Annotated in this window: 8 protein-coding genes; 3 read left to right on the top strand and 5 right to left on the bottom strand. The window is 62.1% G+C overall.

Annotated features, from left to right (window positions below):
• Positions 1 to 214 precede the first annotated feature (214 nt).
• From putA to M0D67_RS11355, 3 genes are all read left to right on the top strand, one after another.
• Positions 215 to 4,144 carry a trifunctional transcriptional regulator/proline dehydrogenase/L-glutamate gamma-semialdehyde dehydrogenase gene (putA, locus tag M0D67_RS11345; RefSeq protein WP_171925300.1) on the top strand — a complete coding sequence of 1,310 codons (3,930 nt, stop codon included), beginning with the start codon at positions 215 to 217 and terminating at the stop codon, positions 4,142 to 4,144.
• Positions 4,145 to 4,233: 89 nt separating this feature from the next.
• On the top strand, positions 4,234 to 5,382 hold the full coding sequence (locus M0D67_RS11350) for a branched-chain amino acid ABC transporter substrate-binding protein (RefSeq protein WP_154558718.1): 1,149 nt from the start codon (positions 4,234 to 4,236) through the stop codon (positions 5,380 to 5,382).
• Positions 5,383 to 5,636: 254 nt separating this feature from the next.
• On the top strand, positions 5,637 to 6,251 hold the full coding sequence (locus M0D67_RS11355; RefSeq protein ID WP_171925325.1) for a hypothetical protein: 615 nt from the start codon (positions 5,637 to 5,639) through the stop codon (positions 6,249 to 6,251).
• Between the two features lie 81 nt (positions 6,252 to 6,332).
• Here M0D67_RS11355 and M0D67_RS11360 read toward each other — a convergent pair whose 3' ends face one another.
• From M0D67_RS11360 to gcvP, 5 genes are all read right to left on the bottom strand, one after another.
• Complete coding sequence (locus M0D67_RS11360; protein ID WP_154558717.1) at positions 6,333 to 6,599, bottom strand: PepSY domain-containing protein; 267 nt, start codon at positions 6,597 to 6,599, stop codon at positions 6,333 to 6,335.
• 149 nt (positions 6,600 to 6,748) lie between these two features.
• Positions 6,749 to 8,464, bottom strand: coding sequence for a thiamine pyrophosphate-binding protein (locus tag M0D67_RS11365; RefSeq protein WP_171925301.1), 1,716 nt, complete (start codon positions 8,462 to 8,464; stop codon positions 6,749 to 6,751).
• 51 nt (positions 8,465 to 8,515) lie between these two features.
• Positions 8,516 to 9,904 carry an L-serine ammonia-lyase gene (locus M0D67_RS11370; protein WP_154566475.1) on the bottom strand — a complete coding sequence of 463 codons (1,389 nt, stop codon included), beginning with the start codon at positions 9,902 to 9,904 and terminating at the stop codon, positions 8,516 to 8,518.
• Between the two features lie 28 nt (positions 9,905 to 9,932).
• Positions 9,933 to 11,063: an alginate lyase family protein gene (locus M0D67_RS11375; protein WP_154566474.1), complete on the bottom strand. Its 1,131-nt coding sequence runs from the start codon at positions 11,061 to 11,063 to the stop codon at positions 9,933 to 9,935.
• Between the two features lie 117 nt (positions 11,064 to 11,180).
• Complete coding sequence (gene gcvP, locus M0D67_RS11380; RefSeq protein WP_266238850.1) at positions 11,181 to 14,111, bottom strand: aminomethyl-transferring glycine dehydrogenase; 2,931 nt, start codon at positions 14,109 to 14,111, stop codon at positions 11,181 to 11,183.
• Between the last annotated feature and the right edge of the window lie 3 nt (positions 14,112 to 14,114).

Genomic DNA, 14,114 nt, shown 5'->3' on the forward strand with positions numbered 1-14,114 from the left:
GGGTAAAAGCGAAAAGAATCACGCCAGGGAAAGTACTGATCGCAACCGCCGTCGCCACGCGCAGCGCCATTCGGCGCAAACCCCCGCCGTACAGGGCTTTTAAAAAGGTGCAACCATGCTCAGCGCATGGTTGCACCTTTTTATTTGGAGGCGTACGATTCGCCCAACTTTTAGTCTTTCCCAGCGAATTCGTTTGGTATCCGAAGAAGGAAACATGGCTAGCACCACCCTTGGCGTCAAGGTCGACGACCTCCTGCGTTCCCGGCTGAAAGACGCCGCCACCCGGCTCGAACGCACTCCGCACTGGCTGATCAAGCAGGCGATCTTCGCGTACCTCGAAAAGATCGAGCACGGCCAATTGCCGCCGGAATTGTCGGGCCACACCGGCTCGGCCGATCTGGCTGACGGCGCCGCGGTGGAGCACGAGGAAGACGGTGCGTCGCATCCGTTCCTCGAATTCGCGCAGAACGTGCAACCGCAATCGGTGCTGCGCGCGGCGATCACCGCTGCGTACCGCCGTCCCGAGCCGGAATGCGTGCCGTTCCTGCTCGGCCAGGCGCGTTTGCCGGCCAACCTCGCGGGCGACGTACAGACGATGGCCGGCAAGCTGGTCGAAACGCTGCGCACCAAGAGCCGTGGCGGCGGCGTCGAAGGGCTGATCCACGAGTTCTCGTTGTCGAGCCAGGAAGGCGTCGCGCTGATGTGCCTCGCCGAAGCGCTGCTGCGGATTCCCGATCGCGCCACGCGTGACGCGCTGATCCGCGACAAGATCAGCAAGGGCGACTGGAAGTCGCACGTCGGCCAGGCGCCGTCGCTGTTCGTCAACGCCGCAACGTGGGGCTTGATGATCACCGGCAAACTGGTGGGGACCAACAGTGAGGCGAGCCTCTCGTCGGCGCTCACGCGTCTGATCGGCAAGGGCGGCGAGCCGCTGATCCGCAAGGGCGTCGACATGGCGATGCGCCTGATGGGCGAACAGTTTGTCACGGGCGAGAACATCTCCGAAGCGCTGGCGAATAGCCGCAAGTACGAAGCACGCGGCTTCCGCTACTCGTACGACATGCTCGGCGAAGCGGCGACCACCGAAGCCGACGCGCAACGCTACTACGCCTCGTACGAACAGGCGATCCACGCGATCGGCAAAGCGGCCGGCGGCCGCGGCATTTACGAAGGCCCGGGCATCTCGATCAAGCTGTCGGCGCTCCACGCACGCTACTCGCGTTCGCAGCAGGAACGCACGATGAGCGAACTGCTACCGCGCGTGCGCTCGCTGGCGATCCTCGCGCGCCGCTACGACATCGGCCTGAACATCGACGCTGAGGAAGCCGACCGCCTCGAAATCTCGCTCGATCTGCTTGAAGCGCTGTGCTTCGATCCGGAACTGGCTGGCTGGAACGGCATCGGTTTCGTGGTGCAGGCGTATCAGAAGCGCTGCCCATTCGTAATCGAATACCTGATCGATCTGGCGCGCCGCAGCCGCCACCGCATCATGGTCCGTCTCGTGAAGGGCGCGTACTGGGATACCGAAATCAAGCGCGCACAAGTGGACGGCCTCGAAGGCTATCCGGTCTACACGCGCAAGATCTACACGGACGTCTCCTACCTTGCCTGCGCGAAGAAGCTGCTCAGCGCGCCGGATGCCGTCTATCCGCAGTTCGCCACGCACAACGCGCACACGCTGTCGGCGATCTATCACCTCGCGGGCAATAACTACTACCCCGGCCAGTACGAGTTCCAGTGCCTTCACGGCATGGGTGAACCGCTGTATGAGGAAGTCACCGGCCGCGACAAGCTGAACCGTCCGTGCCGCGTGTATGCGCCGGTTGGCACGCATGAAACGCTGCTCGCGTACCTCGTGCGCCGCCTGCTGGAAAACGGCGCGAACACGTCGTTCGTGAACCGCATCGCCGACGAAAACGTCGCGATCAAGGACCTGATCGCCGACCCGGCCGACGAAGCCTCGAAGATCGTCCCGCTCGGCGCACCGCACGCGAAGATTCCGCTGCCGCGCAATCTGTTCGGCGCCGAGCGTCTCAATTCGATGGGCCTCGATCTGTCGAACGAACATCGTCTGGCCTCGCTGTCGTCGGCGTTGCTGGCGAGCGCGCATCATCCGTGGCGCGCCGCGCCGATGCTCGAAGACAACGAGATCGCCGTGGGCGTCGCACGTGATGTGCGCAACCCGGCCGATCATCGCGACCTCGTCGGTACTGTGGTGGAAGCGACCTCGGAACATGTGAGCGCCGCAATGGCCCACGCAGTCGCCGCCGCACCGATCTGGCAAGCGACGCCGGTCGATGCCCGCGCCGATTGCCTCGCGCGTGCGGCCGATCTGCTCGAAGCCCAGATGCACACGCTGATGGGTCTTGTGGTGCGTGAAGCCGGTAAGTCGCTGGCGAACGCGGTCGCGGAAATCCGCGAAGCAATCGATTTCCTGCGCTACTACTCGACGCAGATCCGCAACGAGTTCTCCAACGACACGCACCGCCCGCTTGGTCCGGTGGTCTGCATCAGCCCGTGGAATTTCCCGCTGGCGATTTTTATGGGCCAGGTGGCTGCAGCTTTGGCGGCTGGTAACACCGTGCTCGCGAAGCCGGCCGAACAAACGCCGCTGATCGCCGCGCAAGCCGTGCGTATCCTGCGCGAAGCCGGCGTGCCGGCGGGCGCGGTGCAACTGCTGCCGGGCAATGGTGAAACGGTCGGCGCAGCGCTGGTGGCCGATCCGCGCACCCGTGCGGTGATGTTCACCGGTTCGACCGAAGTCGCGCGTCTGATCAACAAGACGCTCTCGAACCGTCTCGATCCGGAAGGCAAACCGATCCCGCTGATCGCCGAAACCGGCGGCCAGAACGCGATGATTGTCGATTCGTCGGCGCTCGCTGAGCAGGTGGTCGCGGACGTGCTGCAGTCCTCGTTCGACTCCGCCGGTCAACGGTGTTCCGCGTTGCGCGTTCTTTGTCTACAAGAAGATGTTGCGGACCGCACGCTCGAAATGCTGACGGGCGCGATGCGCGAACTGTCGGTGGGCAATCCGGATCGCCTGTCGATCGACGTCGGCCCGGTGATCGACCTCGACGCGAAGCGCGGTATCGACGCGCACGTCGCGGCAATGCGCGAGAAAGGCCGCAAGATCGAGCAACTGCCGATGCCGGAAGGCACGGGACAAGGCACGTTTGTTCCGCCGACGCTGATCGAACTCGACAGCATCGACGAATTGAAGCGTGAAGTGTTCGGCCCGGTGCTGCATGTGGTGCGTTACCGCCGCAGCCAGCTGGACAAGCTGCTCGAACAGATTCGCACGACTGGCTACGGCCTGACGCTTGGCATTCACACGCGGATCGACGAAACGATCGCTCACGTGATCAGCCGCGCGCATGTCGGCAACATCTACGTGAACCGCAACGTGATCGGCGCGGTGGTGGGTGTTCAGCCATTCGGCGGTGAAGGTCTGTCGGGCACGGGTCCGAAAGCAGGTGGCGCGCTGTATCTGCAGCGTCTGCTGGCGACGCGTCCGGCTGGGTTGCCGAAGTCGCTGGCCGATGCGTTGATCGTTGATGTGCCGCAAGCGGGTGTGAACGGGGATAATCCGTCCGCTGCCTTGACGGCGCTGCGCGACTGGCTGATCAGCGAACAGCAGCCGGTGCTGGCCGCACGCTGCGACGGTTATCTGTCGCATGTGCCGGCGGGCGCAACTGCGGTATTGTCTGGACCGACCGGCGAGCGCAACACGTACACGCTGGGCGCACGCGGCACGGTGCTGTGCATTGCCTCGACGGCGAGCGGCGCACGCGTGCAGTTCGCTGCGGCGCTGGCTACGGGAAATCACGCCTTGTTCGAGGGCGCGGCTGGTGAACAATTGGTGGCGCAGCTTCCTGCCGCGTTGAAGTCCCACGCAAGCGTGAAGAAGAGCGCCGATACGCCGTTCGACGCCGTCCTGTTCGAAGGCGATAGCGACGAACTGCTGGCGCTGGTGAAGGAAGTTGCGAAACGTGCGGGGCCGATCGTCTCGGTGCAGGGCGTCGCGGCTCGCGCGCTGGAAAGCGGCGATGAGGACTATGCGCTCGAGCGTCTGTTGACGGAACGCTCGGTCAGCGTGAATACGGCAGCAGCAGGCGGTAATGCAAATTTGATGACGATCGGTTGAGCGAACCTCATCGATTACTTCAAAAAAACGGAAGCGGTACGGCGACCCCGAAAAACCGCTCCATCCACACCTGGTACCAAGGAGAAGCTATGCAACACAAAATGAAACAGCTGGCAGGCGCAGCGCTGGTTGCAGCAATGTCGCTGGCGGGGACGGCCAACGCTCAATCGACCGAAGACGTAAAGATCGGCTTTGCCGGTCCGATGACGGGCGCACAGGCGCACTACGGTAAGGACTTCCAGAACGGCATCACGCTGGCTGTGGAAGACATGAACGCAACCAAGCCGGTGATCGGCGGCAAGCAGATTCGCTTCGTGCTCGATTCGGCCGACGACCAGGCTGACCCGCGCACCGGCACGACCGTTGCACAAAAGCTGGTGGATGACGGTATCAAGGGCATGCTCGGCCACTTCAACTCGGGCACCACGATTCCGGCTTCGCGCATCTACGCGAACGCGGGTATCCCCGAAATCGCAATGGCGACGGCGCCTGAGTACACGCAACAAGGCTTCAAAACCACGTTCCGCATGATGACGTCCGACACGCAGCAAGGTTCGGTCGCCGGCACGTTCGCTGTGAAGACCCTGGGCGTGAAGAAGATCGCGATCGTCGACGACCGCACGGCCTACGGCCAAGGTCTGGCTGATCAGTTCGAAAAGGCAGCGAAGGCAGCGGGCGGCTCGATCGTCGATCGTGAATACACGAACGACAAGGCTGTCGACTTCAAGTCGATCCTGACCAAGCTGAAGTCGGTCAACCCGGACCTGATCTATTACGGCGGCGCGGATTCGCAAGCGGCACCGATGGTCAAGCAGATGAAGGCACTGGGCATCAAGGCACCGCTGATGGGCGGCGAAATGGTCCACACGCCGACGTTCATCCAGATCGCGGGTGACGCAGCGAACGGTACGGTGGCATCGCTCGCCGGCCTGCCGCTGGAAGAAATGCCGGGCGGCAAGGACTATGTCGCGAAGTACAAGAAGCGCTTCAATGAAGATGTGCAAACGTACTCGCCGTACGCTTACGACGGCGCAATGGCCATGTTCGACGCCATGAAGAAGGCTAACTCGACAGATCCGGCCAAGTACCTGCCGCTGCTCGCGAAGACCTCGATGCCGGCAGTGACGGCAGCGAACCTCGCGTACGACGGCAAGGGCGACCTGAAGAACGGCGGCATCACGCTGTACAAGGTTGTCGACGGCAAGTGGACGACGCTGCAAAGCGTGGGCGGGAAGTAAGCGGTTTTTGCAACTTGCTTTAACGTCAGGAACCCCGCTTCGGCGGGGTTTTTTTATGGCGCTTTGAGTTTGTGCTGCTTGCGTGAACTCGATTAGTTAGCCTTCTCCCGAAAAAAAACTCATCGACAATCCTCACGGGTGGCGCGAAATCAGTAGGGCGCTTTTATACCTTGCGGCCGGTACGTGAAGTTCTACTTCGTGGGCAATCCGGAGACCGTGTTTATCAGCGTGCACCAGTGAGCGAAGCTGTGAAGATGAAACTCTACGAAGAAGGCGAGGAGAGCAAGGCAATCTGCCACCACTGCCAGCAGCTTGTGAGCACGACCTTTGCGCGGCGCGACGTACCTTTCAGCGACGGCAAAGGTGAAGTGAAGAATATTCTCGCGGCGGTGTGCGACGTCTGTGACCACGTGGTCGCCATTCCGGCGCAATCCGCGCCAGCCGTCCGCGAAGCGCGGCAGAAGGAAGTCAGGCCGATTGAGGCGCAACTGCCGGCCATCTATCTGGATGTTCTCGATTCGGCCGCTTATATGGTCGACAGCGCGAGCTCGACCGAATTCCGGAAGGTGCTCATGACGCTCTATCTGCACCGGTTTGCATCCGGTGAATATCCGCGGGCACGGTTGATTAAGGCGCACCGATCAGCGTCGGAGCGTTTCAAGGAACGCAGAGGCGCTGCACGGCGACGACTGTCGATGAAGGTGACACCTCGCATCGCCGAAGATATCAAGACGCTGATGCATGACACGGATATGAGCCAGACTGAGGTCATCAAGTCCGTGATCTATCAAATCCAATCCGACGTGATTGAATCTCACAAGCCTGCTCTGATGAAGGAGCTTGGCGCTTTATCGGTCATATACGCTTGAGTCATGTGCTCGTGGCGCACAAAAAAGCCCCGCATTGATGCGAGGCTTTTCTCATGGAGAGCCTTGCATAAACCGGGGTTTTTACTCCATCTTCTGCCTGATGACTGCAAGCGTCTTGGTGTCGTAGTTCAATTCCACCTTTCTGCCGTCCTTGTTGTAGGCTTCGACCTCATAGCAGTTGTCGTCGACCTTGAACTTCGCGATCTTGTAGCCTTGCGCTTCGATCTGCGCACGGGCGTCACTCTCCTTCATCCATTCTGCCGTGGGATGAACTGGACAGGACACGTCCATCGCGAACACGGCGCTCGACAATCCCAGCGCACTTGCAAATACCGCAGCCTTAAGCATATTGACTCCCTGAATCGTTCAGACGAATGGCTACCCTAGCCGATTCGTCAAACGGTGCACAAGGTGATCGCATGGTAAGTCTGCTGTATGTCAAAAATTCGACTTAAGACGCATCGGCGCAGAGGGACGTTGTCCACAAACCTTCTACGCTAAGCCGTCTCGCCTCGCAGTTTCCTTCCCTGCTCGCGAATCTGCTCCAACGTTGCGCCCGGCGTGCTCGCCTCCTGCGGCATGCGAATCTCGATCACTGCCGCGCGCTTCGCCTCAAGAGAACGCTGCAACGCCGGCAGGAAATCTTCAGTTCGCTCCACCGTCTCTCCATGTGCGCCGAACGACTTTGCGAATGCCGCAAAATCCGGATTCGTGAGACCGGTGCCATGCACGCGATTCGGATAGTGCCGCTCCTGATGCATCCGGATCGTCCCGAAGTGGCTGTTGTTCACGACGATGAAAATCACATGCAGGTCGTATTGCATTGCCGTCGCGAGTTCTTGCGCGGACATCATGAAGCAGCCGTCGCCGGCTAACGCGACTACTGCGCGTTGCGGATACATCGACTTCGCCGCAATCGCCGCGGGTACGCCGTAGCCCATCGCGCCACTGGTCGGCGCGAGTTGCGAGCGGAAATGCCGATATGAAAAATGCCGATGCAGCCAGGTTGCGTAGTTGCCCGCGCCGTTTGTGAGAATCGCGTCCTCCGGTAGATGCGCGCGCAACTGCTGGATCACTTCGCCCATTTGCACGTCGCCAGGAATCGGGCGTGGCTTGCGCCAGTCGAGATATGCGCGATGCGCTTCGTCCGCAGCGCCGGTCCATGTGAGCTTGTCGGAAGACGGCCTCAACGCTGCAAGCAATGCTGCAAGTTCTGGCATGCCCGAGACAATCGGCAGATCTGCCGCATACACGCGCCCCAGTTCTTCCGCGCCTTGATGCACGTGCACCAGCGTTTGTTTGGTCTTCGGAATGTCGAGCAGCGTGTAGCCGTTGGTCGTCGCTTCGCCTAGCCGTGGACCGAGCGTGAGGAGCAGGTCCGCATCGCGGATACGCTGAGCAAGCGCCGGATTGATACCGAGACCAACATCACCCGCATAGTTCGGATGCTCGTTGTCGAGCGTGTCCTGGAAGCGGAATGCGAGGCCGATCGGCAATTGCCAATCCTCGACGAAGCGTTGCAGGTCGGCACATGCTGTTGGTGTCCAACCACTGCCACCGGCAATCACCATCGGCCGTTGCGCGCCTTCCAGCAATCGACGCAACTCTTCTATCTGCGCTGCGGACGGCGACGCCGCCACACGCTTGTATGCGGGCGCGCCGGCAACAAGGTCGCACGCATCGCTCAACACATCTTCCGGCAACGACAACACGACCGGCCCCGGACGTCCCGACGTCGCCGTGTGAAACGCATGGCTCAGATATTCGGGAATACGCTTCGGGTCGTCGATTTGCGCGACCCATTTCGCCATCTGCCCGAACATGCGCCGGTAGTCGATTTCCTGGAAGGCCTCGCGATCGAGATGCTCGCGGGCGCATTGGCCGATCAGCAGGATCATCGGCGTCGAGTCCTGAAACGCGGTGTGCACGCCGATCGATGCATGCGTCGCGCCCGGTCCGCGCGTGACGATGGCGACACCCGGACGCCCGGTCAATTTGCCGACGGCCTCCGCCATGTTCGCGGCCGCCGCCTCGTGCCTGCAGACGATAGTCTGGATGCGGTCTGTTTCATCGTGCAGCGAATCGAGCACGGCGAGAAAGCTCTCGCCGGGAACACAAAAAACACGTTCGACGCCGTGCGTCAGCAAAGCGTCGACGACGAGACGCGCGCCTGTGGTTTGAGCGGTGGAAGAAGATTCAGAAGCGAGCGGCATTGCGATGAAGCCTCCAGGCGTTGCGATGGGTGCGGTCGGGTCGTTGTGTTCTCAACACTCCACAATATTCACCGCCAACCCACCGCGCGACGTTTCCTTGTACTTCGTTTTCATATCCGCGCCGGTCTGCATCATCGTCTTGATCACAGAGTCCAGCGACACGTAGTGAGTACCGTCACCGCGCAGCGCCATTCGCGCCGCATTCACCGCTTTCACCGAGCCCATCGCATTGCGTTCGATACACGGAATCTGCACCATCCCGCCGACCGGATCGCACGTCAGCCCGAGGTTGTGCTCCATGCCGATCTCGGCCGCATTCTCGACTTGCTCAGGCGTGCCGCCCATCACCGCCGCGAGCGCACCCGCGGCCATCGAGCAGGCCACGCCCACTTCACCCTGGCATCCCACTTCCGCGCCTGAAATCGACGCGTTCAGCTTGTACAGAATGCCGATTGCCGCCGCCGTCATCAGGAAGTCGATCACACCCTGCTCGTTCGAGCCGGGCATGAAGCGCGTGTAGTAATGCAGCACGGCCGGGATGATGCCGGCCGCGCCGTTGGTCGGCGCCGTGACCACGCGCCCGCCCGCAGCGTTTTCTTCGTTCACGGCGATGGCGTAGAGATTGATCCAGTCGACCATCGACAGCGGATCGCGCAGCGCCAGCTCAGGATTGCTCGACAGCGCACGATACAACTGCGGCGCGCGGCGCTTTACATGGAACGGACCGGGCAAGTTACCGTCCGCATCCGGATTGTTGATACCGCAGCCGCGCGACACGCACGACTGCATCACATTCCAGATCTTCAGCAGACCCGCACGCGTTTCTTCTTCCGTGTGCCAGACGCGTTCGTTTTCCCACATCAATTGCGCGATGCTCTTGCCGGTCGATTTGCACAGCGCGAGCAATTCGTTGCCGCTGCGGAACGAATGCGGCAATTGTTCGACCGCGCTCAGCACCTTCGTGTTCGGCGCGCCCGCCGTCACCACAAAACCGCCACCGACCGACAGATACGTCGACTCACGCAGCGTCTCGCCTTGCGCATCGAACGCGCGCAGCTTCAGCCCGTTCGGATGCTCGGACAGCGCCTGGCGATAAAACGAAATGTGATCTTTCTGGACGAACGGCACGTCGTGCGTGCCGAGCAAAGCGAGCTTGCGCGACGCCTTCACCGCTTCGAGTCGCTGTGCGATCGTATCCGGATCCACCGTGTCGGGTGCATCGCCCATCAGGCCGAGCATCACGCCGCGATCGGTGCCGTGACCCTTGCCGGTCGCGCCGAGTGACCCATACAGATCCACTTTCACAGATGCCGTTGCGCCAAGCAGCCCGTCGCGTTCGAGCCCTTGCGCGAACATCAGCGCCGCACGCATCGGCCCGACCGTATGCGAACTGGACGGACCAATGCCGATTTTGAAGAGGTCGAACACGCTGACTGCCATTTACTGCTCCCTGCTGATAAAGGTTAGTTTAGCGCGCCGGCAGCGGTAAGCACACGGCGAGCCATGCGGGCGGCGTCGGTGCGAGCTGCAGCGCGATCGGCGTATAGCGTCCGTCGAGACGCGCCGCCAGGTGAAACAGTTCCGTCGCGTTTTTCGGATCCCATTGACCCGAATAGCCGGGCAAACCGGCCTCGCGACGTTTGGCATCGAACGGAACGTTCGAATGCACGAATTCTTCATGCGTTTTGCTGCCATCCGCGTACGGCGTGAGCCAGTTCAGCGCGCCTTGTAACGACGCGCCGTTCGCACCCTTTTCCGGCAACCAGTTGCGGTTGTGGCGGCGCGCGGCGAGCGCGGCGGTCACGAGCGGCTGCAGGTCGTAGGTGACGTAGTGCAGCGCGTCGCGCTCGCCGAAGTCGAACGTCGAGCCGTCCGGCGCAATGTTGTCGCCGATATGCTCGTCGAACAGGCGCTGCGCCGCGTTGATCATCTTGCGGTTATCCAGCGTAAACGCGGCCATCGAGATCAGCTTGATCCGGTGGCTTTGCCAGTTGTTCTTGAACGTGCCCGTGAGCGGCCGCGGCTGCGCGTCGATCTGCGCGATATAGCCGCTCGCGAGCTTCGTCAGGAACGCCATCGAAGCATTGCGCGTCTTCACCGGCAACGCGCTCGCGGTCATGTCGTAGGCGAGGATCAGGCCCTCAAAATGGGTTTCGTCGATCGGATTGAAACTGGGTTGATAAGTCGTGACCCACGCATACAGCAGGCGGTCGACCAGTTTCAGATAACGGTCGTCACTGGTCGCGCGCCAGGCGAGCGCGGCGTCGCGCAGCAGATCCAGATCCTTCTCCGCCTCGACGCTTTGATCGTAGATGCCCTCGTGCGGCAACGTGCCTTCGGTATGCAGTTTCGCCAGCGCATGCGGCGGGTCGTTCAGATGTGCCAGTACATTGCTCACCAGTGCCTTGACGCCTGGGTCGGCATTCGTGCGCTCGCTGGTTTGCAACGCGGGCGCCGCGCAAAAATTCATTGCGGCCTGCGCCTGCCGTAGCGGCAGCAGCACCGCCGCGCCAGCCAGCAATAGCGTGCAAGCCTGTTGCCATGTTTGGGTTCGCCTGATTTCGGTCCGGCTTTGCATCAATCGCACCTGTCGCGCCATGCGAAACTCCTCGTTAGGCTGATTCGGTGTGTGATGTTAGCCGTTTGCGGACACAAGCGACAGAACCGCGCAACGCCTGCTTACAACCTTCAGGCGCTGCGCGGTTTGCGGGCCGGCTTACTCGTAGTCGGCGATCGGCACGCAGGAGCAGAACAGATTGCGGTCGCCGTACACGTTGTCCGCACGGCCGACCGGCGGCCAGTACTTCTTGGCGATCAGCGTGGGCAGCGGATACGCGGCGGTTTCGCGCGCATACGCATGTTTCCAGTCGTTCGCGATGACTACCGCCGCCGTGTGCGGCGCGTGCTTGAGCGGATTGTCTTCGCGGTCCGAGCGGCCGTCTTCCACAGCGCGGATTTCCTCGCGGATCGCGATCATCGCTTCGATGAAGCGGTCGAGTTCTTCCTTCGATTCCGATTCGGTCGGTTCGACCATCAACGTGCCCGGCACCGGGAAGCTCATGGTCGGTGCGTGGAAGCCGTAGTCGGCGAGGCGCTTGGCGACGTCGTCGACGGAGATGCCGCTGGTTTCCTTGATCGGACGCAGATCGAGAATGCATTCGTGCGCGACCAGTCCGCCTGGGCCCGAGTACAACACTGGGTAATGCGGCGCGAGTTTGTTCGCGACATAGTTTGCGTTGAGGATCGCGGTTTCGGTGGCGGCCGTGAGGTTCTTCGCGCCCATCATCGCGATGTACATCCACGAAATCGGCAGGATCGACGCGGAACCGTACGGCGCGCCCGACACAGCGCCGATACCGTTCGGTGCGCGCTCGTAGCCCGACGAAATCTGATTCGGCAAGAATTGCTCGAGATGCGCGCCGACCGCAACCGGACCGACGCCCGGTCCGCCGCCGCCGTGCGGAATACAGAAGGTCTTGTGCAGATTCAGGTGCGAGACGTCGCCGCCGAACTGACCCGGCGCACAGAGGCCGACCATGGCGTTCATGTTCGCGCCGTCCACATAGACCTGGCCGCCGTGCGCATGCACGATCTCGCAGATTTCGCGGACGTTCGATTCGAACACGCCGTGTGTGGACGGATACGTGATCATGATCGCCGCGAGCTTGTCGGCGTGTTGCTCGGCTTTCTTTTTCAGGTCTTCGATATCGACGTTGCCTTGCGCGTCGCAAGCCACTACGACCACCTGCATGCCGGCCATCTGCGCCGATGCCGGGTTCGTGCCGTGCGCCGAAGCGGGAATCAGGCAGACGTTGCGGTGGCCTTCGCCGCGCGATGCGTGGTACGCGTGAATGATCAACAGACCCGCGTACTCGCCTTGCGAGCCGGCGTTCGGCTGCAGCGACACCGCTGCGTAGCCGGTGGCCGCGACCAGCATCTGTTCGAGCTGATCGATCATTTCGCGGTAGCCGACCGTTTGCTCAGCCGGTGCGAACGGGTGAATCTGACCGAACTCGGGCCACGTGACCGGCAGCATTTCGGAGGTCGCGTTCAGCTTCATCGTGCAGGAGCCGAGCGGGATCATCGAGCGGTCGAGTGCGAGGTCCTTGTCGGAGAGGCTGCGCAGGTAGCGCAGCATTTCCGTTTCCGAATGGTGGCGGTTGAACACGTGGTGCGTAAGGTACGCGCTGGTGCGTTCGAGCGCAGCGGGCACGGTGTTCTCGGCGGGGAGTTCTGCGTCGAGGGCGTCGATTTGCGGGACTTCGTCGACAAATGCCGCTTGCGCAAACGCTGCGAGCAGATCGGCCAGATCGCTGCGCGTGGTGGTTTCGTCGATCGAGATGCCGACGCGCGTATCGCTCACGCGGCGCAGATTGATGCGCCGCGCCGTTGCCGCGTCATGCAGCGCCTGGGTGCGTGCGCCGGTTTCGAACGTGAGCGTGTCGAAGAACGTGTCGTTGACGAGCGTGTAACCGAGCTTCTTCGCGCCGGCTGCGAGCAATGCAGCGATGCGGTTCACGCGCAGCGCGATCGTCTTCAGACCGTGCGGGCCGTGATAGACGGCGTACATACTGGCCATGATCGCGAGCAGCGCTTGCGCGGTACACACGTTCGAGGTCGCCTTCTCGCGGCGGATATGTTGTTCGCGCGTTTGCAGCGCGAGACGCAGTGCCGGATTGCCTTGCGCATCGACAGTCACACCGACCAGACGGCCCGGCATCTGACGCTTGAATTCGTCGCGCACGGCGAGGTAAGCCGCGTGCGGGCCGCCGAAACCAACCGGCACGCCGAAACGCTGCGTGTTGCCGACGGCCACGTCCGCGCCCCATTCGCCCGGCGGCGTCAAAACGGTCAGCGCGAGCAGATCGGCAGCGACTACCACGTGGCCGCCTGCGGCATGGATCGCTTCAGCGAGCGCGCGGTAGTCGCGCACGTCGCCGTTTACGCCCGGGTATTGCAGCAGCACGCCGAACGCATTCGCGTTCGCCGCCTCCGCAGCCGGGCCCACTTTCACTTCGATGCCGACCGGCGTGGCGCGCGTCTTCACCACTTCGATGGTTTGCGGCAGCACGTCGTCGGCGACGTAAAACACGTTCGACTTCGGCTTGCCGACGCGTTGCAGCAGCGTCATCGCTTCAGCGGCCGCGGTGGCTTCGTCGAGCAGCGAGGCGTTCGAGATCGTGAGACCCGTCAGGTCGACGATCATCTGCTGGAAGTTCAGCAGCGCTTCCAGACGGCCCTGCGAGATTTCCGGCTGATACGGCGTGTACGCGGTGTACCACGCCGGATTTTCGAGCACGTTACGCAGGATCACCGTCGGGGTGTGCGCGTTGTAATAACCCTGCCCGATGTACGAGCGGAACACCTGGTTCTTGTTCGCCAGTTCACGCAGCGCGGCGAGCGCTTCCGCTTCGCTTTTCGGCTGGGCGAAGGGGCCGAGCGGCAGCGTTTCGGTGCGGCGGATCGTCTTCGGAATGACCGCGTCGATCAGCGCGGCGCGCGACGCGAAGCCGAGGGCTTCGAGCATCGCTTGCTGGTCGGCCGAATCCGGGCCGATGTGCCGTTCAGCGAAGGCGTCATGCACTTCGAGCGCGGCGAGCGAGAGAGGAGTGCGGTTCATCAGACGATCCGGGTGTTCGAGCTTCATGAG

This window comes from Paraburkholderia sp. SECH4, from assembly GCF_030511745.1.
Taxonomy (GTDB): Bacteria; Pseudomonadota; Gammaproteobacteria; order Burkholderiales; family Burkholderiaceae; genus Paraburkholderia; species Paraburkholderia madseniana.

What these genes read in the sequence shown, in the direction of transcription:
- M0D67_RS11375 (WP_154566474.1), bottom strand. Translation starts at nt 11,063, where the DNA reads ATGGCGCGACAGGTGCGATTGATGCAAAGCCGGACCGAAATCAGGCGA.
- gcvP (WP_266238850.1), bottom strand. Translation starts at nt 14,111, where the DNA reads ATGAAGCTCGAACACCCGGATCGTCTGATGAACCGCACTCCTCTCTCG.
- putA (WP_171925300.1), top strand. Translation starts at nt 215, where the DNA reads ATGGCTAGCACCACCCTTGGCGTCAAGGTCGACGACCTCCTGCGTTCC.
- M0D67_RS11350 (WP_154558718.1), top strand. Translation starts at nt 4,234, where the DNA reads ATGCAACACAAAATGAAACAGCTGGCAGGCGCAGCGCTGGTTGCAGCA.
- M0D67_RS11370 (WP_154566475.1), bottom strand. Translation starts at nt 9,904, where the DNA reads ATGGCAGTCAGCGTGTTCGACCTCTTCAAAATCGGCATTGGTCCGTCC.
- M0D67_RS11365 (WP_171925301.1), bottom strand. Translation starts at nt 8,464, where the DNA reads ATGCCGCTCGCTTCTGAATCTTCTTCCACCGCTCAAACCACAGGCGCG.
- M0D67_RS11355 (WP_171925325.1), top strand. Translation starts at nt 5,637, where the DNA reads ATGAAACTCTACGAAGAAGGCGAGGAGAGCAAGGCAATCTGCCACCAC.
- M0D67_RS11360 (WP_154558717.1), bottom strand. Translation starts at nt 6,599, where the DNA reads ATGCTTAAGGCTGCGGTATTTGCAAGTGCGCTGGGATTGTCGAGCGCC.